Origin of the sequence: Paenibacillus barcinonensis, from assembly GCF_003217495.1 — a bacterium.
Lineage (GTDB): Bacteria > Bacillota > Bacilli > Paenibacillales > Paenibacillaceae > Paenibacillus > Paenibacillus barcinonensis.
In genome coordinates this window covers 66413-89038 of sequence record NZ_QJSW01000014.1, presented here as the reverse complement: position 1 = coordinate 89038, position 22626 = coordinate 66413, and the positions used below count along the sequence as shown (strand labels likewise).

At 46.8% G+C, this 22626-nt stretch carries 24 protein-coding genes and 1 riboswitch; of the genes, 5 read left to right on the top strand and 19 right to left on the bottom strand.

Annotation, left to right across the window (positions count from 1 at the left end; genetic code table 11):
• Positions 1 to 18: 18 nt before the first annotated feature.
• The 9 genes from DFQ00_RS19595 to DFQ00_RS19550 form a co-directional block, all read right to left on the bottom strand.
• Positions 19 to 819, bottom strand: a complete 801-nt coding sequence (locus DFQ00_RS19595) for a DUF2785 domain-containing protein (protein ID WP_208643803.1) — start codon at positions 817 to 819, stop codon at positions 19 to 21.
• Between the two features lie 45 nt (positions 820 to 864).
• A complete protein-coding gene (locus DFQ00_RS19590; protein WP_110898227.1) occupies positions 865 to 1458 on the bottom strand; it encodes a histidine phosphatase family protein in 594 nt (197 codons plus the stop codon).
• Between the two features lie 57 nt (positions 1459 to 1515).
• Positions 1516 to 2082 (bottom strand): DUF1572 family protein, encoded by a 567-nt coding sequence (locus tag DFQ00_RS19585; RefSeq protein ID WP_110898168.1) that lies wholly within the window; start codon positions 2080 to 2082, stop codon positions 1516 to 1518.
• Between the two features lie 48 nt (positions 2083 to 2130).
• On the bottom strand, positions 2131 to 2460 hold the full coding sequence (locus tag DFQ00_RS19580) for a DUF952 domain-containing protein (RefSeq protein WP_110898167.1): 330 nt from the start codon (positions 2458 to 2460) through the stop codon (positions 2131 to 2133).
• A 50-nt stretch (positions 2461 to 2510) separates the two neighbouring features.
• Positions 2511 to 3068 (bottom strand): GNAT family N-acetyltransferase, encoded by a 558-nt coding sequence (locus DFQ00_RS19575; RefSeq protein ID WP_110898166.1) that lies wholly within the window; start codon positions 3066 to 3068, stop codon positions 2511 to 2513.
• A gap of 24 nt (positions 3069 to 3092) precedes the next feature.
• A complete protein-coding gene (locus DFQ00_RS19570; RefSeq protein ID WP_244213926.1) occupies positions 3093 to 3488 on the bottom strand; it encodes a ribosomal maturation YjgA family protein in 396 nt (131 codons plus the stop codon).
• Between the two features lie 186 nt (positions 3489 to 3674).
• Complete coding sequence (locus DFQ00_RS19565; protein ID WP_110898165.1) at positions 3675 to 4781, bottom strand: Ig-like domain-containing protein; 1107 nt, start codon at positions 4779 to 4781, stop codon at positions 3675 to 3677.
• A 182-nt stretch (positions 4782 to 4963) separates the two neighbouring features.
• A complete protein-coding gene (gene serS / locus DFQ00_RS19560; protein ID WP_110898164.1) occupies positions 4964 to 6289 on the bottom strand; it encodes a serine--tRNA ligase in 1326 nt (441 codons plus the stop codon).
• Positions 6290 to 7051: 762 nt separating this feature from the next.
• A complete protein-coding gene (locus tag DFQ00_RS19550) occupies positions 7052 to 7546 on the bottom strand; it encodes a DUF2798 domain-containing protein (RefSeq protein ID WP_244213925.1) in 495 nt (164 codons plus the stop codon).
• Positions 7547 to 7677: 131 nt separating this feature from the next.
• Positions 7678 to 7790, top strand: a riboswitch (TPP riboswitch).
• Between the two features lie 218 nt (positions 7791 to 8008).
• Here DFQ00_RS19550 and DFQ00_RS19545 point away from each other — a divergent pair.
• The 5 genes from DFQ00_RS19545 to DFQ00_RS19525 all read left to right on the top strand — a co-directional run bounded on the left by DFQ00_RS19545 (position 8009) and on the right by DFQ00_RS19525 (position 11963).
• A complete protein-coding gene (locus tag DFQ00_RS19545) occupies positions 8009 to 9049 on the top strand; it encodes an ABC transporter substrate-binding protein (RefSeq protein WP_110898161.1) in 1041 nt (346 codons plus the stop codon).
• 37 nt (positions 9050 to 9086) lie between these two features.
• Positions 9087 to 9377 (top strand): thiamine-binding protein, encoded by a 291-nt coding sequence (locus DFQ00_RS19540; protein ID WP_110898160.1) that lies wholly within the window; start codon positions 9087 to 9089, stop codon positions 9375 to 9377.
• Complete coding sequence (locus DFQ00_RS19535) at positions 9377 to 10135, top strand: ABC transporter permease (RefSeq protein ID WP_110898159.1); 759 nt, start codon at positions 9377 to 9379, stop codon at positions 10133 to 10135. Before DFQ00_RS19540 ends, DFQ00_RS19535 begins: the two co-directional genes overlap by 1 nt.
• A gap of 50 nt (positions 10136 to 10185) precedes the next feature.
• A complete protein-coding gene (locus tag DFQ00_RS19530; RefSeq protein ID WP_110898158.1) occupies positions 10186 to 11055 on the top strand; it encodes an ABC transporter ATP-binding protein in 870 nt (289 codons plus the stop codon).
• 98 nt (positions 11056 to 11153) lie between these two features.
• Positions 11154 to 11963: a TatD family hydrolase gene (locus tag DFQ00_RS19525; protein WP_110898157.1), complete on the top strand. Its 810-nt coding sequence runs from the start codon at positions 11154 to 11156 to the stop codon at positions 11961 to 11963.
• A gap of 221 nt (positions 11964 to 12184) precedes the next feature.
• Here DFQ00_RS19525 and nfsA read toward each other — a convergent pair whose 3' ends face one another.
• From nfsA to DFQ00_RS30185, 10 genes are all read right to left on the bottom strand, one after another.
• Positions 12185 to 12928 carry an oxygen-insensitive NADPH nitroreductase gene (nfsA, locus tag DFQ00_RS19520; protein WP_110898156.1) on the bottom strand — a complete coding sequence of 248 codons (744 nt, stop codon included), beginning with the start codon at positions 12926 to 12928 and terminating at the stop codon, positions 12185 to 12187.
• On the bottom strand, positions 12921 to 13517 hold the full coding sequence (locus tag DFQ00_RS19515; RefSeq protein WP_110898155.1) for a TetR family transcriptional regulator: 597 nt from the start codon (positions 13515 to 13517) through the stop codon (positions 12921 to 12923). Before DFQ00_RS19515 ends, nfsA begins: the two co-directional genes overlap by 8 nt.
• 163 nt (positions 13518 to 13680) lie before the next feature.
• Positions 13681 to 14841 carry a YhgE/Pip domain-containing protein gene (locus tag DFQ00_RS19510; RefSeq protein WP_110898154.1) on the bottom strand — a complete coding sequence of 387 codons (1161 nt, stop codon included), beginning with the start codon at positions 14839 to 14841 and terminating at the stop codon, positions 13681 to 13683.
• Positions 14842 to 15153: 312 nt separating this feature from the next.
• Positions 15154 to 16359 (bottom strand): hypothetical protein, encoded by a 1206-nt coding sequence (locus tag DFQ00_RS19505; protein ID WP_110898153.1) that lies wholly within the window; start codon positions 16357 to 16359, stop codon positions 15154 to 15156.
• A gap of 41 nt (positions 16360 to 16400) precedes the next feature.
• Positions 16401 to 17012 carry an ABC transporter ATP-binding protein gene (locus tag DFQ00_RS19500; RefSeq protein ID WP_110898152.1) on the bottom strand — a complete coding sequence of 204 codons (612 nt, stop codon included), beginning with the start codon at positions 17010 to 17012 and terminating at the stop codon, positions 16401 to 16403.
• Positions 17009 to 17896: a hypothetical protein gene (locus tag DFQ00_RS19495; protein ID WP_174812217.1), complete on the bottom strand. Its 888-nt coding sequence runs from the start codon at positions 17894 to 17896 to the stop codon at positions 17009 to 17011. The genes DFQ00_RS19500 and DFQ00_RS19495 overlap by 4 nt, the downstream gene beginning before the upstream one ends.
• 166 nt (positions 17897 to 18062) lie before the next feature.
• Positions 18063 to 18713 carry a hypothetical protein gene (locus tag DFQ00_RS19490; protein ID WP_110898150.1) on the bottom strand — a complete coding sequence of 217 codons (651 nt, stop codon included), beginning with the start codon at positions 18711 to 18713 and terminating at the stop codon, positions 18063 to 18065.
• Positions 18714 to 19147: 434 nt separating this feature from the next.
• A complete protein-coding gene (locus DFQ00_RS19485; protein WP_174812323.1) occupies positions 19148 to 21703 on the bottom strand; it encodes a heavy metal translocating P-type ATPase in 2556 nt (851 codons plus the stop codon).
• Positions 21704 to 21859: 156 nt separating this feature from the next.
• Positions 21860 to 22060 carry a copper ion binding protein gene (locus tag DFQ00_RS19480; protein WP_110898149.1) on the bottom strand — a complete coding sequence of 67 codons (201 nt, stop codon included), beginning with the start codon at positions 22058 to 22060 and terminating at the stop codon, positions 21860 to 21862.
• Between the two features lie 67 nt (positions 22061 to 22127).
• A complete protein-coding gene (locus DFQ00_RS30185) occupies positions 22128 to 22550 on the bottom strand; it encodes a metal-sensitive transcriptional regulator (protein ID WP_110898224.1) in 423 nt (140 codons plus the stop codon).
• Positions 22551 to 22626 lie beyond the last annotated feature (76 nt).

Here is a 22626-nt window from a genome sequence, read left to right as displayed (position 1 = left end):
CTCCCTTCTTGTCTTAATTTAATCGTCTCTACCGTTCAATGCTCTCAGCAATAACGAGCATGCCAGCGGGAACGGCTCAGCCTTCTGGTCTCGTATAACAAAATAAAGTGACTGCATAAACATTCTGATATTCAAGCTTAATTGACTAAATTGCTGAAGTGTTCTTCCTTCGTCCTCGTCTTCACTTCTCGCATCCTGAAGCAGCTTGACCCAGTCCTCCAGCTCTGCCTGCTCAAGCAGATTACGCCCTAGAATGGTCATAGCCGCCTGAGCCATACGTTGATCCTCGTCATAGATGTACACTTGATTGGACTCCATCACTTTAATGGATAAGGCATGCAGCAATTCCAGCAAGTCAGTGCGTGCGAGATATGGCGACTTTGCCAAATCCTCCACCGCATCTGCAGCATGGGCTGGCGCGTGCGCCCACCCCTTGTTCTCTACGTAACCACGGACATCCATCTCACCTCTCAGATAGGTGATTAAACGCTCTTTAATCCAATGGATTTCATCCCGATGCAAGAACGGACGCTGACGGTCCACTCCCAGAATGGGCGGCAGCATCAGCACAGAAAAGGCCCGAGTAAACACACTATCCGTTCCTTGTTCTCCGATTCTATAGAAAAGGTGCTCCTCATCCATTGCCAATAACAGCAAAGCCTTGAGCTGTTCATCCGAAAAAACATGCTGACCAATCCATTCAGCCATTGTAAAATAGATCAGCTCATCTCGCAGAACAGGGTCCGGGCTGCCGATATGATGCATCATATGAAGCGCGAGGTCATACGGCTGCTCAAGACCATATGCTGACAGGTTCACGGATGGAAGTTGCAGGAGCATCTGTTTTAATGCGAGGGCGTCCATTCACATCGTTCCTTTCCCTCGCTCCAGATGCGCGTTGCAATTGTACAACTCACAATGCCACGTTTGATCACGATGCACCATTCGAGTAATGGAGGTATTGCTCAGCTTCACACTGATATCCTGCTCCGGCACCAATGCCCGCAGGGTATTGCGAAGCACCGCCCCGTGACTCACCACAAGAACTCGTGCATTCGGGTGCTGACGAAGGATCTCTTCAAGCATCTCGGTTCCACGCGCAGCGCCTGAAGCCGGAGCTTCTTTACCCAAGTCGAGTGAACTCCAGTCCGAGCCCCATTTCGCAATGCGCTCCTCTTCTGTCGTTCCTTCGACCTGACCCCCACCCATCTCGCGTAATCTCGGGTCCAGATGAATCTCCTGAATGCCTAGCCGCTCACCGATAATACGAGCTGTCTCACTTGCCCGCTGCAGGTCACTGGCATAGATGGCATCCCAATGCTCCTCTGCCAGTCGTGCTGCCAGCAAAGCTGCCTGTTCCCTACCCTCCTGATCGAGCGGGTTGTCCGTTTGTCCCTGCGAACGCTTTTCTTTATTCCACGCGGTGCTTCCGTGACGTATCAATGCAATCTGCGTCATCGTTGGTTTTCCCTCTTTTCTCATTGAACTAAGCCCTCTTCTCATGAAACCTCTTCTCTATCGCAGCTCGTCCTCTGTAAAATGTTTTCGGGTCTTCGGCTTCGTAAACTTGCCCTCATTATAGCCGCTGGACCCGTTGCGCGGGATCGACAGAGTATCCCAGGCATCTTCTTTCAGCATTTTGGCGGTATGCACGATCTGCCCTACATGATAGGGATAATGAGCCAATTGGCGCATAATCGCCTCCATCACGGTATGCCCTTCATTACGAATGTATATGAGCTGAGACATATGATCCGGGGTCAGTGAACGCAGAGCAGTCAGCAAGCAGTCCCATCCCTCTTCCCATTTGGCAAGCAGCTCTTCCCTGGTATGAAAATCACTTACAAATTCGGCATCCCGTTCACGCCACGGCTTCTCGCCATCCGTTGTCAGTACATCTGTCCAGCGGGACAGCATATTCCCCCACAAATGTTTGACAATAACCGCAATGCTGTTCGTATCTTCATTCCACGTCTGAAACAATTGCTCTGTATCCAGCTGCTCCATCGCCCGTTCACCCAGCTGCTTGTAATACATAAACTGCTTCTCCGCCGTTTTCAGAAAAGACTGATTCATATCCATGTGCCCTGACCACCTTTCAGAAGTGATGAAATGGAAATGAGGCGTACATTAGGCCGGAAAAGAGAATGTACCATCCGCATTCGGTTCAAAAATCATAACCTTGCTCACAGCATCCAGATTTAATTCACCATAAATATGCGGAAAAAGCTCATTCAGCTCATACAGATCTTCATAGACCAGCTCCGCCTTCAAAGTCCGCTCCTCAATCCCAAGCAGCAGCAGGTCGGTACGGCCTGCATAATACTGTCCGGCTACCCATGGAATCTGCTCCGCAGTGGAGCAATGAATGAAGCCGTCCGTTTGCAGACTCTCGGGTGCATACGTGTCTCCTTTGGATACTTCCTCCCATAATGCTCGGGAAATAATGCTGTAGATCATAGATATCGTCCTCCTTCGCAGCTATCATACAGCCTGTCTTCTATAAAATATTATAGATCATCCCTAATGCGGGCGTACAATTTCTGATCCGTAAATACTCCTTTAATCTTTAACTGCTTGCGCAACAGCCCCTCCTGCACCATGCCCAGCTTTTCCATGACACGAGCTGAGCCGATATTGCCTGCATTACATTTCCCCTCGACCCGGTTACAATTCAACTGCTCGAAGCAATAATCCATAACAGGCTGCATCGCTTCCACCGCGAGCCCTTTGCCCCAGTACGTGCTACCGATGGCGTATCCCAGTTCACAGCTCTGCATGAATTCCTCCAGATGGAATACGCCTCCTCTGCCGATTAGCGTACCAGTCTCTTTGAGCACAAAAGCCCAGATGTATATCGTTTTTTGCTCATAGTTTCGCAGCACCCGCTCCAGATAACCAATGGAATCCTCCTTGGTCTGATGGCACTGCCACAAGCTCTGCTCACTTACTTTCGGGTCAGATGCAAACGCATAGTATTGATCGAGGTCATCCATCGTAAGGCGTCTGAGGTACAGCCGCTCTGTTTCAAATTCAGGTGATTCGCCAAAAAGCTTATCTATATCCACTTCCAATACCTCCTGTTATGAAATTTAAAGGCGCATGATCTTACTCAGGAAAAAGCGATCTATAAGATAGACACATCCAATACCGATCAGGTATCTGATCAGATCCATACAAAGAAACCCTCGCCCCAATAGGAGAGCCCCCCATAAAGTTGAACGCAACTCGATGAGCCAAGGGAACTGAAGCATCTGGGAGAATTCAACACACCAGCTGAATAGAACACTGATCCAGACGGCTCTCGCACGCCCCCACCGGATACACACCATACGTATACCAAAATAGATCATGCCAGCCCAAAGCGCATCCCCAAAATGTTCGTAAACGAAGTCTGGCAATACGGCTTTATATGTTCTGGAAGCCAGTCCAGCTGCCATCGTCATCATTACGGCAACCAGGTATAACCATCGTTGTCTGACTAACACCCTGCTTGCTCCATGTCAATGCACTCCTTAAAGAGTTATGTTTATAAGTTCGAAAAAAGGAGGCGTTCAACACGCCTCCTCATAGTATATATCATTGATCCGTGTAGAATTAACATGAATCAAGTCTGCCATAGAGCACTATCGCTTCATCGGCCTTTCATGTCCACAGAAGCCTACTTGCTTTTATTATTTAACCGTTACAGGTATCGTCACTTTTTTATTGCCCCACTTGGCTGTGATGCTTGTCTTGCCTTTGGAAACCGCGACGATGTTGCCATTGGTGACCTTGGCTACGCCTGGTTTGGAGCTGCTCCACACCACGTTGCTTGTCACCATCATTGTTTTTCCAGTGTCATACTGAGCCATCACACCCAACGTTGTACTGGATTGCGGAGACAGCACCAGACTCTTCTGGCCCATAACCAGCTTCTGGAGCGTAGGCACTACGCTCACTGCTACGGTTACCGTCTGATTCTGATATGTGCCTGTCAAGGTAGCCTGCCCTTCGGTCAGCGCTTTGACTGCACCATTCTTCACCGCGGCTACACTCGGATTGGACGAGGTCCAGACGATGGATTTGGATAGATTAACCGTCTTGCCGTTAGAGTACGTTCCGATCACTTTCAGAGCTTTGGACTTCTTGAGGCTAAGCTCCATCGTTGCCGGTGTAACCTCCATCTTGGTGACGATATCGGTCACGACGATAGGCACTTTAACGATAGTTGACCCGTATTTCCCCTGTAGCAGCACCCGACCTGGTGTGACACCTTTGATTTTTCCATTTTCGAGCACAGCCAGACTATTGGATACTGTCCACACAATGTCCGAGGTGACATCCTCTTCCTTGCCATTAGCACGTGTAATCGTTACCTTCGGAAGTGTGCCGTCATTGCCTTTTACAAATGTATAGGAATTAGGCGAAGCCTTGATGCTTTTGATTTTATCCTGCACCTGAACAGTAACCTGTGCTTTGACTCCGCTCACTTGTGCCATGATGACTGCTTCACCAGCCGCGTTTGCCTTGATTTTGCCCTTCGCAACCGTTACAACAGTCGCATTGCTGGTAGACCAGGTCACTCCCTCGGTAACATCCTGCTTGTTATCCAAACCTTCAACCGTAGCCATGACCTGATATGATGCAGTTTCACCTACACTCATCTTCTGTGAACTGCCGCCGATAATTTCAATTGAAATTACATCACCTGTCGCTGCCCAGGCAGACGATGGCACTGTCACGGTGAGTGCAAGGATCAGTGCAAGCATACCTTTTAAAACCCATTTCATTCTACTCATGTCCAGTCTCTCTCTCCTGTCATCCGTATTGTCCTTCTCTTACATCCAATATTTTACTACGACTATACCTTATATCGGATAAGAGGAGGTTAAAGTTAAATGACAAGCCAGGAAGGATGAGTATCCATGAGCTGTTGACCATATATTTGAATAAAGGAACCCACCACGAGCTCCTATATTCTTTATCTTGGGTCCTTCATCATTTTTTGTTCCTGACCCTGCTCACACACTGGCAAAATCAAGCGTTCGACCCCGCCCATATAAGGTCGCAGCGCTTTCGGAATATGAATGCTTCCATCGGCCTGCTGATGATTCTCCAGCAGTGGAATCAGAATACGCGGCGATGCCACCGCTGTATTGTTGAGCGTATGGCAGTAAACCAGCTTGCCTTGCTCATCAAGGCAGCGAATATTCGAACGGCGCGCCTGAAAATCATGCAGATTCGACGACGAATGAGTCTCGCCGTAGGCACCACGGCTTGGCATCCACGTCTCGATGTCATACTGTTTGTACGTTTTCTGCGACATATCCCCTGTACATACAGCCACCACACGGTAGGGCAGCTCAAGCTGCTGCAGCAGCTCCTCCGCATGTCCCGTAATCTCCTGCAGCATCCGTTCCGATTCCACTGCGTCCGGTGCACACAGAATCACCTGCTCCACCTTGGCAAACTGATGCACACGATACAATCCTCGCACATCCCGTCCACCCGAGCCTACTTCACTGCGGAAACAAGTCGATACCGCTGCCAGCTTGAACGGCTCTTTCACATCAATGACTTCATCTGCATAATACGAAACCAGTGGTACCTCGGATGTACCGACCAGCCACTTGTTCTGCCCCTGCAGCTCATACACCTGATCCCGGCCTGTTGGGAAAAACCCCGTGTTCACCAAGGCATCCTCTCTGACCATAAGCGGAACCTCCAGCGGTGTGAATCCGTGCTTCAGCAGCAGATCCAGCGCAAGCTGCTGTACGGCCCGGTGCAGCAGCAAACCTGCGCCCTTCAGCACGTAGCTTCGCGTTCCACCAATCTTCACACCGCGCGGAATATCAATCAGCGCATGCATCTCCCCAAGCTCGACATGATCCTTTGCTACATAGTCAAACTCCGGCGGTTCACCCACCCGTCGCAGCTCCACGTTATCTTCATCCGATAGACCCACAGGTGTATCCGGCGACACGATATTGGGCACCAGCCATTGCAGTCTGGTCACTTCCTCCTGAATCAACGCCAGCTCTGCCTCTTTCTGCTCCAACTGTTCATTCAGTTGTTTTACCTGTGCCCGCATCTTCTCAGCCTGCTCAGGCTCACCCGACTGCATCAGCTTCCCGATTTCCGCCGACAGTGTATTCCGCAGACGACGCGCCTCCTCCGTTTGCTGCAGGAGCGCTTTGCGCTCATCGTCCCGCTGGATTAACACCGCGATATCCACCTTGATCTTTTTCCCGTCCGCTGCCGCCTGAACCTCTTCTGCATGTGTCCGAATCCACTTCATAGCTAACATGGTCACCGTCTCCTTTGGCTAAAAAAATACAAAGAGCGCCCTCATCCCTTGGGACGAGGAGCGCTCTGCTCGCGGTGCCACCCAACTTGCCGAATCGGTTCAAATCTCCTGATTCAGCCTCTTGGTCCGCGATAACGGGCGGTTCCGGTTAACTTGGGAAAGTTTCTATTCGCTCCCTGGCGAAAACGCCTCAGAGTTGGATTCTCTTCAACGGCATGATCCGATCTGTAATTTTGTTTACCAGTATATACGAAGACAGATTACAATTGCAACCCCGCAAGCCCGATTTTAATGAGAGCAAGAAAAATCAGTTCTGATGCTCGTTGCAGCCTGAAAAAACAGGACCATCTTACGTATCTTTGCATGGTCAAAACAGATACAATTATAATCATATAAAGGAATTAAATGACTAATTTCCCACCTAAAAAAAATCCGTTCTTTTTCAGGAGGAAATACATGTTCTTCTTTGTAGTATTTCTAATTATTAGTATATCAGGATTTATATTTGGAGTGAGAGCCTTGCTGATCCCTGATTCTTGGCCGTTTAATCTGAATAAAAGAGAGCTTGATTTCAATGATCTAACCAACATTCGGTTCAGAGGAATTTTTCTGCTTGCTCTCTCCATTGTTTGTTTTACAGCTTCTCTTAGAGAACTTTAAACATAATCCTTGTCAGCGGAAAATGGATCATAACAAATTGCCCAGGAAATACTCATACTCCACTATTGTTCTAATAGAGACTCGCTCTAGTCAACTATTGACTCAAACAGATGCAGCTGTTGTCTCGTTCTTGAACATCCTGCTGAACATATAACGCACAAGCGGCCCTAACACGATGAGCTGTAGCGGTAACGCCAGACTAAAATTACGTACAATGGTGTGAAGATACAGGCCTAATACAGATATACCATTGAATTGATCCGTAAAATAGGCAGTCACGATGCCGAACAGAGACATGATCAGAACCATGCCGATGACCATCAACAAGGACATGGTGATGATGCCTTTTATTTTACTGGACTTGGCGAACGGAAGAGAAAAGGCTATTTTTCTCGCAACAGGTCCAACAATGAATGACTCCACCACAAAAGCGATAATTAAAGCGATCACGAATTGCAGCAGCATCTGCATCACAGACATCTGGTGTATCATTCCCGTCTGCCACAGGTTGAAGGTCATCATCACCAGGACCATTCCTGTACACATCATAACGCCAAAAATAACTTGTTCTTTTTTGCTTACTGGCACTATACTCACCCTCTCTATGACTTGGATCATTATAGACAATTGCACTCCCCTCACATAAGTGAACATTCTGTGAACATATTCGCGACTAGACACATAATCATCACTGGCCTATAATTACAGCTAGTAATGCCCGTAACTTCATAGTTTCCCAGGGGAGTCGGAATTGGCCGGCTGAGAGTGTATCCCATCAAGATACTAACCCTTAGACCTGATCTGGATCATGCCAGCGTAGGAATCGGAGTATATTTGCAAGAGGCACAGCTATAAGCTGAACGCCCTTCTCTCACGCCTGCACGCGTCCCGGATTACGGGGCGCTTTTTTTGTTTTCTTTTGGCACACAGAAACAGAAAAATGACGTCATCTGGATAACCCACGAGGTATAAATCAGCCGATTTATGCAAAGGGATTGGATATGAAGCCAAGGAGTACCCGTGCCACCCGGCCGGACAGATCGAAGGAGAGAGAACCGAATGAAATGGCGTAAAATGTTGGGAATGTTATTCATGTGTGTACTATTGGTTACTGTAACAGCATGTGGCGGTAAAGAGGCCGCACCCGCTGATCAGAATGGAAGTACCGGCACGGACAGTAAAAATGAAGGCAGCAGTGCACCACTGAAAGATGTCAAGGTTGTGCTCGACTGGACTCCAAATACCAATCATACGGGTCTGTATGTAGCCGTAGATCAGGGATTCTATAAAGCAGCAGGTCTGAATGTCGAGATTGTACAGCCGGGAGCTGGCGGTGCAGATACAATGGTTGCTTCTAACGAGGTACCGTTTGGTGTCAGCTACCAGGAGAGTGTCACTCAGGCCCGTACACAGGATGTGCCGCTCGTATCTATTGCGGCGGTGATTCAGCATAATACATCCGGTTTCGCGGCTCCAGTGGACCGCAAGATCAAATCACCGAAGGATTTTGAAGGCAAAACATATGGTGGCTGGGGCTCCCCGGTAGAGGAAGCCGTGATGCAATCCATTATGGAGGGCGAAGGTGCTGACGTCTCCAAAGTGAAAAACATTAATATGGGCGACGCCGACTTTTTTACAGCGGTCAAACGGGATATTGATTTTGCGTGGATTTTCTACGCCTGGACCGGGATTGAAGCACAGCTTCGCGGTGAACCCATCGACATGTTATATGTAAAAGATTATGCCAAAGCGCTGGACTATTACACCCCTGTACTCGTGACCAACGAGCAGACGATTCAGAAGGACCCTGAATTGGTGAAAGCTTTCCTGAAGGCCACTTCCGAAGGGTATCAATACGCAATTGACCATCCTGAAGAGGCCGCGAACATTCTAATCAAGGCTGTGCCTGATCTGGATAAGGAGTTGGTGCTGGCAAGCCAGAAATGGCTCAGCCCGAAATATAAGGACGACGCACCGCGCTGGGGCGAGCAGAAGGAAGAAGTGTGGAAGAACTACACCGACTGGATGTTCAGCAAGAAGCTGCTGGATAAAGAGATTGATGTAACCAAAGCGTACACAAACGAATTTTTACCGCAGTAAAATTAATCTATTCTGTAAAAAGGAGCTTTGATCCCTCATGGCAAGCACATTACTTAGCATTCAGGTGATTCCCAAAACGCCAAACGGCGAGAATTCATACCCTTACGTAGACCGCGCGATTGAAGTAATTCAGCAGTCCGGCCTGAAATATCAGGTCAATGCCCTTGACACCACAATGGAGGGCGAACTGGAGGAGCTGCTGCAGGTGGTCCGCAAAATGCACGAGGTGCTCGTGGAGGCTGGCAGTCCAAGCATCATCTCCCAGATCAAAATCGCACATAGTCCAGACGGATTCAGCATGGATACACTGACGGAGAAGTATCGCTAATGTCTGCTTATTTCAAAAGTGTATGGCCGCCCCTTGTGGCGGTTATTCTCTTTATTGCGATATGGCAAGGGGCGGTCTCCCTGTTCCATATTGAGAAATGGATGCTGCCTGCACCGTCCGACATCGCCCGTGAAGCAGCTTCACAGGCCGAGCGTCTCGGCATGCATGCCTCCGCTACGATACAGCTAACACTCATCGGCTTCGCGGCCGGGACAGCGGTTGGCCTGGTTATTGCGATGGTGCTGCATCTCATTCCTTTTCTCAAATCAGCCTTGTATCCTTTACTTATTCTCAGTCAAAATATTCCGACCATCGCGCTGGCCCCGCTCCTGCTGATCTGGTTTGGCTTTGGCCTGTTGCCCAAGCTGATTACGATTATTCTGGTCTGCTTCTTCCCGGTAGCAGTTGCCGCTATGGATGGACTGACACGCACCGATGCCGCGATGATGAACTACATGCGTATGGCGGGAGCGAAGCGACATCATATCTTCTGGAAGCTGGAGCTTCCCCATGCCCTTCCATCGGTATTCTCCGGCATTAAAATTGCTGCGACCTACAGCGTGATGGGTGCAATCATTGCCGAATGGATTGGTGCCGACAAGGGCATCGGCTATTATATGATGCTGCAGAAGTCTGCTTACCGAACAGATCGCCTCTTTGTGGCAATCATGATTATTGTAGCGCTCAGCCTGCTGCTGTTCCTGTTCATTGCCCTGCTGGAAAAGCTGCTTGTGCGCTGGCGACCACAGAAGCGATAAATGATAAATTCAATCTGTACCACAGTCTGTACTTAGGATGTGATCACCATATGAAACAGCTACAGGACAAACCCGGCTCTGTTGGGGAAACGAATCAAGCCTCCCCTGTTGCACCTGCGCTGGAGATCGTTGATGTGCACGTTTCCTTCAAGGAACGGCGGCGTAAGCTGCCTGTTCTGAATGGCTTGTCCCTGACGGTGGCCAAAGGGGAGTTCGTCGCCATCGTTGGCCCGTCCGGCTGCGGCAAAAGCACCCTGTTCCACATCATTGGCGGCTTGCTAAAGCCGCAGGCGGGAGAGGTGCTTATGAACGGCATACGGGTCACAGCGCAACGCGGGCATATCAGTTATATGCCTCAGCAGCCCGCCCTGTTCCCTTGGCGAACGATTGAAGAGAATGTGCTACTGGCGAGCGAGGTGGCCTCTACAGCAGCCTTTACTGCCTCCAATACTCAACCTGCTCCACGTCCCGAAGCGCTCGCCGAAGCAAGACAGTGGCTTGGCAGCGTTGGTCTTGCCGGATTCGAGCAGGCCTACCCGCATCAGCTATCCGGCGGAATGCAGCAGCGTGTTGCCTTTCTGCGCGCGCTGCTCAGCCCGCAGGAGCTGATGCTGCTGGATGAACCGTTCAGTGCGCTTGATGCTCTGACCCGAAGCGACATGCAGCGCTGGCTGCTAGATATCTGGGAACAGAACCGCCGCTCGGTGCTGTTCATCACGCATAATATTGAGGAAGCATTGCTGCTGGCGGATCGCGTGTATGTGTTATCGAACCGGCCTGCTGCTGTGCTGCATGAGGTTCAGGTTCCTTTTGACCGTCCGAGACGAGAGGAAATGACCGAAGATCCTGCTTTTCTCAAACGTAAACGGCAGATTGCCCAGTGGATGAAAGAAGAACAGCAGAAAGCCCGCCTATCTTGATAGCGGGCTTTTTAGTTATTTTTTCCTTAATTAGGTGATCCATGTGCCGGGAATTGGCGTTATATATGATGTAAACCGATACAAGGAGGAATTCCCTCATGCACTCTCAAGCCTTTGCACCATTAATCGACACTCATATTCATTTGGATAAATATACGCCAGAGGAACGGAATGAGCTGCTGCTCAGCTTGCCGAATCAGCAGGTGGAAGCCCTGATCGCAGTTTCTATGGATCTCGCTTCCGCTCAGGAGAACCTTGAGCTTGCCAAGCAGTATCCGCGCTATATTTATCCAGCCTTCGGATATCATCCCGAGCAGCCGCTACCCTCTGCAACCGATCAAGAGCAGCTCTTTCACTGGATTGAAGAACACATCGAACATGCTGTAGCCATTGGAGAGGTTGGCTTACCCTATTATAATCGTGAAGAAGCACGCCGAGCCGGCCTGGACTTTGATCAGAGTGGTTATGTCGATCTGCTGGAGCAGTTCATTAGGTTAGCCAAAAAGCACAATAAACCGATTGTTCTACACGCTGTGTATGAGGATGCAGAGATCGCCTGTGAGCTGCTCGAAAAGCATCAGTTTACACGGGCACATTTTCACTGGTTCAAAGGCGCAAGGCAGACCATCCGGCGCATGGCAAACAACGGATATTTTATCTCGTTCACACCAGATATCAGGTATGAAACAGAGATTCGTGAGCTGGCACGACAGTATCCCGCGGAGCAAGTGATGGCCGAAACGGACGGGCCCTGGCCCTTTGAAGGACCATTTCAGGGACGTATGACACATCCCGTCATGACACGTCAGGTGATTCAGGCCTGGAGCGAGATTACGGGGATGGGTACCGAGCGAGCAGCACGTCTGTTTTACCGAAATGCGAAGCGCTTCTACCGTCTGCCTGAATAACAGAAACGAAAATCCAGCAGCAGTGTAGCTATGTTATGGTAAATCAACATAAAGAGCCCGCCGACCTTATGCTGAACAGCACTCCGCTAGTCATAGCCGACTATCCTTGGAGATACCGTCCAGTCATGGCCGACTGGCTCTTTTCCATCTATACGCTGTCTTTACTCTGTTCCTGCTTCTGGTGTCTTTGCAGCCGTTTAAGCCTTAAAGGTAATCTCGCTTTATCGCTTCAGGAAACCTCTGCGCTCCAGAAATGCTCTTACTTGCAGACGTGCCGGTTCAGTTAGACGCTTTGCCATCAGTTCAGACCATGGGGTTGTGCGCTCACCATTCGTCCGCTCCTTCAAGTATTCCGTCGTTGTAATATCGTAATCCTGAACCCCTTGCAAACTCTGTTCAGGCTGATAACGATTATGGTGGAGCACAGCCTTGAGCGGCAGACGTGGACGAATGCCCGTCTCCTGATCCGCCACTCCGATGCACATGCCATATACCGGGTATACACCAACTGGTAATTCAAGCAATGCAGCCACTTCTTCAATACGGGTGCGAAGTCCGCCGATGTACACGATGCCGAAGCCAAGGGATTCCGCTGCAAGCGCGGCATTCTGGGATGCCAGTGCAGCATCAATTGTCGCGACCATGAAATTCTCGGTTGTATCTGCATAAGACTCCTTCTCGGGAAGGTGTCGTTTCGCCGCATCCTGCAGACGATACAGGTCAGCACACCATACGAGAAAGACCGGACATTCATTCACATAGGCCTGATTACCTGCGAGCTCAGCCAGCTTGGCCTTCTGCTCCTGATCCGTTACAGCAATCACCGAATACGCCTGTACATTGCTTGATGAGGATGCCATCTGTCCTGCTGCAACGATAGCAGCGAGCTGCTCCTCACTAACCGGGTCCGGCTTGAATTTGCGCACGGAGCGGTGTTTCATCATCAGTTCAATGGTTTCATTCATGGCTATTCACTCCTAATCCTCGAAGTACGAACTGAACCGTCTGTTTGGCAAGTTCCTCTGTGTTCATATCCTGATAATCGAAACCAAAACGTGAGTGCTTGGCCCGTTTGTGAGCAAGGGCCACTCCCATCACCTGAAGCATGGCATAAGAGGACGATTCAATCTTGAACAAGCCTTGATCTTTACCTTGCTGCAGGTATTCCTTCACTTTATTCCAGACCGGGTCCAAATATTGAAATACCGTGGCAGTCCGGTGAGTACGAAGCGTAATTTCCAACTGCACAATATCGCTCATCTCACGATCTGTCATCGTAAATCTTACGACTTCATCAACAATTTGGCGGATACCTTCTACTGGAGACATCGTATTAGCAGTCAACTTGCTCAGCATATGCTCGGGGAAGAAATGCTCAAATAACGCGTCAAACACCTTTTCTTTGCCGCCAAAGTGGTAAGAGACAAGCGACACATTCGCTCCTGCCTCATCACAGATTTGACGAACACTCGTCCCGTCATACCCCTGCTGTGCAAAAAGTTTCTTCGCTGACAGCAATATCCTCGTTTTAATATCCAATTCCGGTTCCGTCATTTGTTTCTCTCCCTCTTATCCGTTCAGTATCAGTTGCCCTAGCCCATCCGCTCGGCTACCAGCCCTCAGTTCATTCTATCTATTATATTACACCAAGCACCCCGATGAAAATCACCGGGGTGCTTGAGTGAACATAATGCGAGTATAACGGCGTCTGCACAGCTTAGCCGTTTGCCGTAGCAGGGCTTGGTGCAACCGCCGGTTTACGCCCTTTTTTCAGCAAGGTCACAACCAGAGACAGCGCAATAGCAACGAGCAGTACAATCACGATAGAACCTGCCGCAGATTGCACGCCCGGCCCACCAAGCTGAACACTCAGAATACCCTGAACCGCATAAGTTGCAGGCAGGTACTGACCAATACCGCTATAGAAGCTGTTCAGCAGCTCGCGCGGAACCATGGCACCGGAGGATACGAGCTGCAAGGACAAGGCAATGATGTTAAACAGACTTCCTGCCGGCCCGAAGCAGATCAGGAAAAATTGAGAGAAGAACATAAAGGTACACAGGAATAATGCCTGGAATAACCAGAATGCAATAAACCCTTGTTCAATCTGTCCACCAAGAGCCACAATGAGAGAAGAGCCTAGCAAGGAAACAACGAGTGCAGAGCTCACATTAATCACGACCCGTGCACCAAACAGCGTTAGACGGGAAAACATCGAAGATAACATCCCCATGGCAATCTGTAAATTCATGCCCATGATCATCGCGCCCACATACGATGCAAGCACCATCATCATCGGTACCATCTGATTATTCATGCCGTTCACGGGATTAATGGACGTTATTTTGCCTTCTACACGGTTCGTCAAACCTGCAGCTGCTTTGGCGGCCTGATCAGCAGAAGCACCCGAAGCAGTCAGAACGGTCTGTACCCCTTGTGCGGAAGCTTGCTTGTTAATCGTGTTGGTCACGCTCTGTGACACACCTTGCATCATGCTTTTGATCGTCACCGGATTGGCTTCATTAATGGTGTATTTGATCTCGGCAGTGGAGCCAGCCGTCTGAAGGGACTCATTGAAGCCAGCCGGAATATTCAATACCAAGTGCACCTGGTGATGCTTTAACTGATCCAGCGCCTCGGCTGCACTCAGATTGGCAACTGTGTGGAAGGGCAGTGTCTCTGCCAACCGATCAGCAATACCTTTGGATAATTCACCATCCTCGTTGACAATGGCTACGTTCAATTCATTCGTTCGGTCATTCACACCGGAATATGCAGTCATCCAGATCACGCTAAAGATAACCTGAAACATCAGTGCAGTAGCAATGCCTACAATCACTGGAGGTTTTTTGAACAATGTACGTAAAGCTAGCAGCATAAAGTGAATTCCTCCATCTTCAAAATAGTTCTAATTTGATTTAAACATCTGTTTGAATCAAACGATCGTTTAAATTTTATAGGCATATGTTTATATTGTCAATATTTTTTCATGAAATTCAGAAAAGAGAAATAAGTTTTCATGATTGAAGCTGGATTTATTTTCATATGAGCATATTTTCATCAAGACAAACAAGTCCCCACAATAAAACAGAATTGAAGTCAATACAATCTGACTCCTTTTCTGCTTTGCCTGTGAGGACTATTACTAACTTGGGCATAATTACCTTCTAACTTTTAATTCGATAACAAATTATTCAAATTCCTTATCATCTTTAACTAAAAATAAGACTCCCTTATTAATAATACTTTTTATCTGATATTGTATAATGAACCATATAATGAACAATAACATTATAGACTCGATAGCGAATACTAAAATGAATGCGTCCCACCGATTGAAGCAAATGATTATATTGAATATAAACGCTACAGTAAAGACAGTCCCAAATAGCTTAAAAAGAACTTGGCTATATATCTTCTTGATACTCTGATTAGAGTATCCAAATATTTTAAAAACACCAATATCTTTTTGTTGAGATTTCAAATAATTTCGGTAGGTTAACAAGATGTACATTGTACTGATTATTATCATGATTACTAATATTATATTGTAGAGAATATTCGACTTCCATAAATCCTCACTAAAGCTTTCAAAGGAATCAAACGCATATGAAACAAGAAAATTTGACTCTCGGTATTGCCCTACCAAATCCCCTAACGCTCCAATATCATCAACGTATAAAAGAACTTCTTCTACGTCAATATATTTATAAATGCTTGTTTCTTCGACATGATCCCCTTTCTTTTTATCCATGAACATGATATCTAAAATACCCTCTAGTGTTACTTGTGATGTAAACATCATAGGCAGATCATGAATTTTTCGAGAAAAAAAGTATGTCATATCTGAAGCATCAATCATATCGTAGATATTTCCAATTTGATACGTCTTCACTTCAGTAGAGTTGGACTGAACATCTCCTTGTTCCGTAAATTGGATATGAGGAATAATCATTTTTAGTTCTTTTGATGCTGTATCAGAATAGAGTACATCACTTTTCATCTGAAAAGGTCGGTTAACCATTTCTGGGAAATTGTCATCTAAACCGTACAGGATCATCCCTTTATTATCAGACGCGTCCATTATCCCACTAGATAATTTAAAAATCTGGGATAGTTTATACGACTGTCCACGCTCATTTAATACATCCTTTATTTGTTCAACATCCTCATGGTTTAACTTGTTTAAAGTATTATTATTCATCTTCCCTTCAATCCTGATAATATGTGCATTAGAATTGTTATAAAAGTTATCATTGTTTGATGACTGATTAAACATATAAAAAAATGAATAAGAAGAAATAATAAGAAGAATCAGGGACATGATTAAGATCATTCTATAATATGTTTTTTTTGATTTTTGAATTATATGCTTATAAATCTGACTTGGATTCATAGGTATCCTCCGTTGGCTTACTCACTATATCATTTGGAGTTTTAATGAGCACTTCGTAGTTTTTTTTCTTCTAACACTAGACGTTGTACCTGTCCCTTAAACACTATTTCACTATGACTCGAAATAATCACGGTTTTCTCATCTGACCAATGATTCTCAATATACGTTGCCATCTGCTGAATACTTACTTTATCTAGGTTAGCCACCGGTTCATCAAGTAGAATAACGTCGGAAGAATCACATGATATCAACAACACTTCTAATTTTCTTTTTTGTCCTCCTGATAAAGAGGAGACCTTCATGGTTAATAAATCTTCTGGTAGTCCAATTAATTTCATCTCTTGTAATAACATAGCTTTGCATTCTTCCAGATTCATTTCGTGATAGAGAGCGTATTTTAAACTGTAATTCTCAAGCACTGTTAAGTTAGAAAACAGCATTGTTTCTTGCATCATATAGGAAATAGATCCCGTTCTCTCCATTTCTCCTGTATCTGCATGCACAAAACCTTTAATTAAATTCAGTAAGGTTGTTTTCCCACTACCACTCTCTCCACTAATTAAGTAAATACCTTCAGTAAAATGGTAACTCAGACGCTCTAATACAACTTTCCCCCCAAATTTAAATTGAATGTCCCTTAAGGATATAGTCAACTGCGTTGCCCCCCAATATCCAAAGTAAACAAGCCATCCTCACAGTAAATAACAAGCGTGTTATCTATATTTTCAAAATTAACTGGTCTTTTGTAACGTCCCAGTTCCTCATTCGTTTCTGTATTCACTACAATGCAAACTAAATCTTGATTTGCATCTGGAAAGAATTGAACCAGTAAATGATCTACAAAAAAGTTTTCATCTTTTTTATTGAACGTTCGTTCATTATTGAATATTTTGTTTTCACTTGAAAAATATAACTCACCTTTAACATTATATAATTCACGTGTAGGAAGCCCTTCCTTGACTACCTTTACCTTCGCATTCATACCTTTTTCATCTAAAGAAAAAGAATACGCTGTGTAACTATCATTTTTTTGATCGTACGCTGTGTAATATAGCGTGGATTCAATAATAACTCCTGAAGTTATCATTTCGTTTGTGCTTAATAGAATTTCAATATTATTTTTATCATCCAATTTGAATATACTTCTCTTTATTTCATTTGCATTTTTTTCATCTTCATATAGAACGTAATAATAGTTCGACCCATCATCAGCTAACGGGAAAAAAATATCCTGATTATTCTTCATTCCCAAAATCTTAGTCATCTTCTTCTGATCTTCACTAACGGTTAACAACACAAAATTATTTTCGATACTATTACCACTTACAACAAATTTACTCGCGTTCCCAAATACATATTGAAATACATTTTCTTTCTCATACAGTGGCTTCCATTGAAATGTGGATTTGTTGTACGTGCCCATCTGTTGTTTCGCTAAATGATAAAGTAAAATCTCGTTTTCTCCGCTCACTTTATCTTGATATAAATTAGACTCTGCTTCACTTTTTTTATTACAAGCGGTTATTGTAATAATCAATAGAACTGCAGATAATATGATCACAATTTTCCTCATATTTCCTCCGAATCTCCCATCTGTTTAGACGAATAAAATCTACGCCCTGTTATAAAAACAGAGCGTAGATCTCGTAATTTGCATTCAGATACATTAATATAAGTTATAAACCGATTGACATGTAATTATCTTAAACACCTGATTGCAAGCTGTATGTTCTCGCATCGCCCTTTAATTTAACTTTAGACACATGAACAATACTTACCTCATTACCAGATAAATCGCCCACAGGTGATACTGCAAAGTTAGATTGCTCGTATGTAGCTTTTGCCCCATTGGAGTTGGTCCATGTTTTGGTAGGGGATTTAACGTTCTGCCATGTAGTAGATATTCCTGCAGAGATTGAACTTCCCTGTGTACCTAGAGTTGTGTTAAGCGTCATAGTCGCAGAACTTCTTAATTTTGCTGTCGTGTACCATTCTGAAGAAATCTTTTCCACGGTGGCATTACCTTCATATTTGGAATAAATGTAATAACGATATGTTTTTACATTCCCACTTGTTTCACCATACCTTTGTCTTTCTGCATGTGAATATAATTTCCCCTTGTCACTGGTTGAGACTGGCTTTGGATCAGAGAAATAATAATAATCATCAATAGCTTGTGGAGTAATAACCACATCATCAAAGCCTGTCGAACGCTGTCCTGTATCTTCTACGGAACCAGGTGCACTAGTGATAATGGAGTTATTGGTGTCTAAAATGTCCTCTGCTGCAAAAGCATGAAGCGGAAGACTGAGTAACATGGTGCTCATCGCTAGGCTAAACAATTTTTTCTTCATCAAAACATCTCTCCTTAATTAATTTATTATTCCACATTAACAACGTTACCATATATAACCATTAAAACAAACCTATATATTGATTATAAGTAAAAATAAGGATTTCGTCCTATGAAACATTTATATCTCCAAAAAATATATATAATTTTCACTTCATTAATACAATTACTATAAAAGCTCATAATTAGGCATCAATTGTATTAACAGCACGGAAGCACGAGCGAGACTATCAGACTAAAGTACTAGGAACTAAAAATCTGAAAACAGGCACTGAGGACGGAATGATTTTAGAGCGCTACAAATGTCTACCATCACAAATAGCAAAAATGCACGGTTCGCACAAAGCAAACCGCGCATCTTCTAATTTTTGATCCTTGCTTACCATAACCTCTGCTACACATCACACCATTTAAAGAATCATTTAAAGAATCATTTCATGATTCCTTCTTCAGCTTCATCCGCTGTAAACGCAGTGCGTTCAGCACAACGGACACCGAGCTGAACGCCATTGCAGCTCCTGCCAGCCATGGAGCCAGGAAACCTGCTGCCGCAATCGGTATGCCAATCACATTGTAGCCCAGCGCCCAGAACAGGTTTTGCTTGATATTGCCCATCGTTCGCCGGCTGATCTCAATCGCATCGGCAATGCTGTTCAGATCACCACGCATCAGCGTAATATCTGCCGCCTCCATCGCTACGTCCGTTCCCGTTCCAATTGCCATGCCGATATCCGCTGTAGCCAGTGCAGGAGCATCATTGATGCCGTCCCCGACCATCGCTATCTTGCGGCCGCTCTCCTGCAGCTTCTTCACTTCTGCGGCTTTGCCCTCCGGCAGCACTTCTGCCAAAACGCGATGAATACCCGCTTGTTCCGCGACAGCTCTAGCTGTTCGTTCATTGTCCCCTGTGATCATGATGACATCCATTCCCATAGCCTGGAGACGCCCGATGGCTTCGCGGGAAGTATCCTTGATCGTATCGGCTACAGCAACGATACCCGCCCATTGCCCTTGAACGGCAACAAGCATCGCTGTACGCCCCTGCTCCTCAAGCCGGTTCATCTTCTGCCGTATTTCCTCCGGCACTTCTACATTTGCATCAGCGAGCAGGCGGCGGGTTCCCACCAGAATTTCCTCATCGGAAACGATAGCACGCACGCCATATCCCGGCTTGTTCTCAAACGATTCTGCTGCATCAATAAGCAAACCTTTCTCCCGAATGCCGCTTACAATTGCCTCTGCTAACGGATGCTCCGAGCTATGCTCCGCCGCTCCGACACGTTTAAGCAGCTCTGTTTCTGTCCAATCTGGTGCGGTTATCACATCAGTTAATACAGGCTTACCTTGAGTAACGGTTCCTGTTTTGTCGAGCACGACCGTCTGAATCTGCTGGGCAGACTCCAGATGCTCACCACCCTTGAACAGAATACCGTATTCCGCTGCTCGGCCCGATCCAGCCATAATAGAGGTCGGTGTTGCCAGTCCGAGCGCACATGGACAGGCGATAACAAGGACAGCTATAGCTTTTTCCAATGATCCCGCGAAGTCTCCCTGGCTTGCAAACAGATACCAGATCACAAAGGTCAGTATCGCAATCCCCACCACAATGGGTACAAAAATACCCGAGATCACATCGGCAATCCGCTGAATGGGCGCTTTCGAGCCTTGAGCCTGCTCCACCACCTTGATAATCTGCGATAAAGCCGTGTCTGAGCCTACACGGGTAGCCCGAACGCGAAGAACACCGTTTTTGTTTAGTGTCGCCCCGGTGACGGAATCCCCAGACTTTTTATCCACAGGCAGACTTTCACCGCTCAGCATGGACTCATCTACAGACGATTGCCCCTCTTCTACAATCCCGTCCACCGGGATGCTATCTCCCGGCTTGACCAGAACCAGCTCGCCCACAGCTACATAGGCGGCCGGAACCAGCACTTCCTCTCCATCACGAATGACGCGTGCTTCACGCGGAGTCAATTCAACCAGGCTTTTGATCGCCTGTGAAGAGCGCCCCTTCGCCACAGCCTCAAACCATTTTCCGAGCAAAATCAACGTAATCAGAATAGCACTTGTCTCATAATACAGCTCAACCATCGGCATAGAAGCAGCAGTAGCGGCACCAACAGCGGTGCTCATATCCGCTCCCATTGCACCATGATTCATCCCCTGGCCCGTACTAACAGCAGGCAGATATCCGCTCGTTAACGTCAGATACAGACTGTAGAAATAGGCCGCACTGGTTCCAAGTGCAACGAGCACATCCATATTCGCACTGCCGTTGCGGAGCGCCTTGTATGCACCTACATAGAACTGCCATCCAATCACAAATTGCACCGGGGTTGCCAGCAGCAGTTGAAACCATGGATTCATAAACAGCTCTGGCACATATATTCCCGAGGTAAACGAGAAATGCCCTACCATAGCCCACAATAGCGGAACGGACAAGATCGCAGAGATGATCCACTTCCACTTCTTGCGCTGCAGCTCCTTCTCGCGAACCGAGGTCGATTCCTCCTGTGTCAACTGTAATTCTGCACCATAGCCGAGCTGCTTGATCTTGGCCGTAATATCGGAAGGTTTGAGCGCTCCGGCGGCATATTCGATATGTCCTGTCTCCAGTGCCAGATTCACGTTGGCCTGTGTCACACCCGGCAGCCTGGACAGTCCCTTCTCGATCCGTGCAGAGCAGGCCGCACAGGTCATGCCCGTTATATCCAGATCTACAGATTCCGTCACTGTACCGTACCCCAGCGCCGCAACCTTGTCTCTCAGGGCGTTTACGTTTGTCCTTCCGGGGTCATACGAGATTGTCGCCTGTTCGATGGCCAGATTTACATTAGCCTCATGCACACCTTCCATGCGGGAAAGGCCCTTCTCCACACGGGTTGAGCAGGCCGCACAGGTCATACCCGTGATATGCAGCGTTGTCTTCAGACCCGGCTGTACCGCAGGGGTGTGGGCAGGCTCTGCCTGTTCCGATACGTTTGTCATCATGTCCTCTCCTTTCATTAACTCCAAATTTCCGCATACCCCATAGGGGTATATATAAGACAGAAAATCAGGCTTAAACCGCCCTCAGATCATATGGCTTAAGCCTTTAACATCTACACATATTGGTTTTATCTTGGAATGATCCCTTGGGTCACCTTAAACAACGTCATATCCTTGATCTTCAATTGCAGCTTTGATCTGCTCTACCGTAACGGCTTGCTCATTGTATTCTACAGCTACCGTTCCGGCTGCCAGATCGACCTGACCACTCGCTCCCGCATTTTTCACCGCTTCTTCAACAGATTTCACGCAGTGATTACAAGACATTCCTTTGACATTCAACGTAACATTAGACATACTCTATTCCTCCCCGGATATGTTTGTATTTGATTTTACGGCTGTATCATCTGGTATCACCTGCAGGTTACTTCATCAGCTTCCTGACGGTAACCAGCAATTCATCCACAACCTCGTGCTCACCAGCCTGGATACGTTCCACAATACAGCTTTTCATATGCCCTTCCAGCAAAAGCTTGCCCACCGAATTCAGCGCAGACTGTGCTGCGGCAATCTGGGTTAACACATCATCACAATATGTGTCCTTCTCAATCAGACCCTTGATGCCGCGAATCTGTCCCTCCACCCGGTTCAATCGAGAGATCAGATTGCTCTTCATCTCCTGCGAATGGTGGCTCTGACGAACAGGCTTGCCGTCCTTGTCCAGATTCACCGCGTGGCATGAATCCGCCGCTTGTTGCTCAGACTTCTGTGCTGAATCTGCCTGATCATTGGAGGCAGAAATTCCACCTTCATGTGCATTCGTCTGCGCTCCTGTATCTGCCTGCATAACCTTGGCAGAACCCTCCGCAGCAACGAATAGAGGCTCTTCGGGATGGCTTTGATGTTCCATCATAACACCCCTT

What these genes read in the sequence shown, in the direction of transcription:
- DFQ00_RS19515 (WP_110898155.1), bottom strand. Translation starts at nt 13,517, where the DNA reads ATGACGGAACCGGAATTGGATATTAAAACGAGGATATTGCTGTCAGCG.
- DFQ00_RS19505 (WP_110898153.1), bottom strand. Translation starts at nt 16,359, where the DNA reads ATGAATCCAAGTCAGATTTATAAGCATATAATTCAAAAATCAAAAAAA.
- DFQ00_RS19480 (WP_110898149.1), bottom strand. Translation starts at nt 22,060, where the DNA reads ATGTCTAATGTTACGTTGAATGTCAAAGGAATGTCTTGTAATCACTGC.
- DFQ00_RS19580 (WP_110898167.1), bottom strand. Translation starts at nt 2,460, where the DNA reads ATGATCTACAGCATTATTTCCCGAGCATTATGGGAGGAAGTATCCAAA.
- DFQ00_RS19540 (WP_110898160.1), top strand. Translation starts at nt 9,087, where the DNA reads ATGGCAAGCACATTACTTAGCATTCAGGTGATTCCCAAAACGCCAAAC.
- nfsA (WP_110898156.1), bottom strand. Translation starts at nt 12,928, where the DNA reads ATGAATGAAACCATTGAACTGATGATGAAACACCGCTCCGTGCGCAAA.
- DFQ00_RS19545 (WP_110898161.1), top strand. Translation starts at nt 8,009, where the DNA reads ATGAAATGGCGTAAAATGTTGGGAATGTTATTCATGTGTGTACTATTG.
- DFQ00_RS30185 (WP_110898224.1), bottom strand. Translation starts at nt 22,550, where the DNA reads ATGCAGGCAGATACAGGAGCGCAGACGAATGCACATGAAGGTGGAATT.
- serS (WP_110898164.1), bottom strand. Translation starts at nt 6,289, where the DNA reads ATGTTAGCTATGAAGTGGATTCGGACACATGCAGAAGAGGTTCAGGCG.
- DFQ00_RS19510 (WP_110898154.1), bottom strand. Translation starts at nt 14,841, where the DNA reads ATGCTGCTAGCTTTACGTACATTGTTCAAAAAACCTCCAGTGATTGTA.
- DFQ00_RS19565 (WP_110898165.1), bottom strand. Translation starts at nt 4,781, where the DNA reads ATGAGTAGAATGAAATGGGTTTTAAAAGGTATGCTTGCACTGATCCTT.
- DFQ00_RS19485 (WP_174812323.1), bottom strand. Translation starts at nt 21,703, where the DNA reads ATGACAAACGTATCGGAACAGGCAGAGCCTGCCCACACCCCTGCGGTA.
- DFQ00_RS19525 (WP_110898157.1), top strand. Translation starts at nt 11,154, where the DNA reads ATGCACTCTCAAGCCTTTGCACCATTAATCGACACTCATATTCATTTG.
- DFQ00_RS19535 (WP_110898159.1), top strand. Translation starts at nt 9,377, where the DNA reads ATGTCTGCTTATTTCAAAAGTGTATGGCCGCCCCTTGTGGCGGTTATT.
- DFQ00_RS19590 (WP_110898227.1), bottom strand. Translation starts at nt 1,458, where the DNA reads ATGACGCAGATTGCATTGATACGTCACGGAAGCACCGCGTGGAATAAA.
- DFQ00_RS19585 (WP_110898168.1), bottom strand. Translation starts at nt 2,082, where the DNA reads ATGGATATGAATCAGTCTTTTCTGAAAACGGCGGAGAAGCAGTTTATG.
- DFQ00_RS19490 (WP_110898150.1), bottom strand. Translation starts at nt 18,713, where the DNA reads ATGAAGAAAAAATTGTTTAGCCTAGCGATGAGCACCATGTTACTCAGT.
- DFQ00_RS19530 (WP_110898158.1), top strand. Translation starts at nt 10,186, where the DNA reads ATGAAACAGCTACAGGACAAACCCGGCTCTGTTGGGGAAACGAATCAA.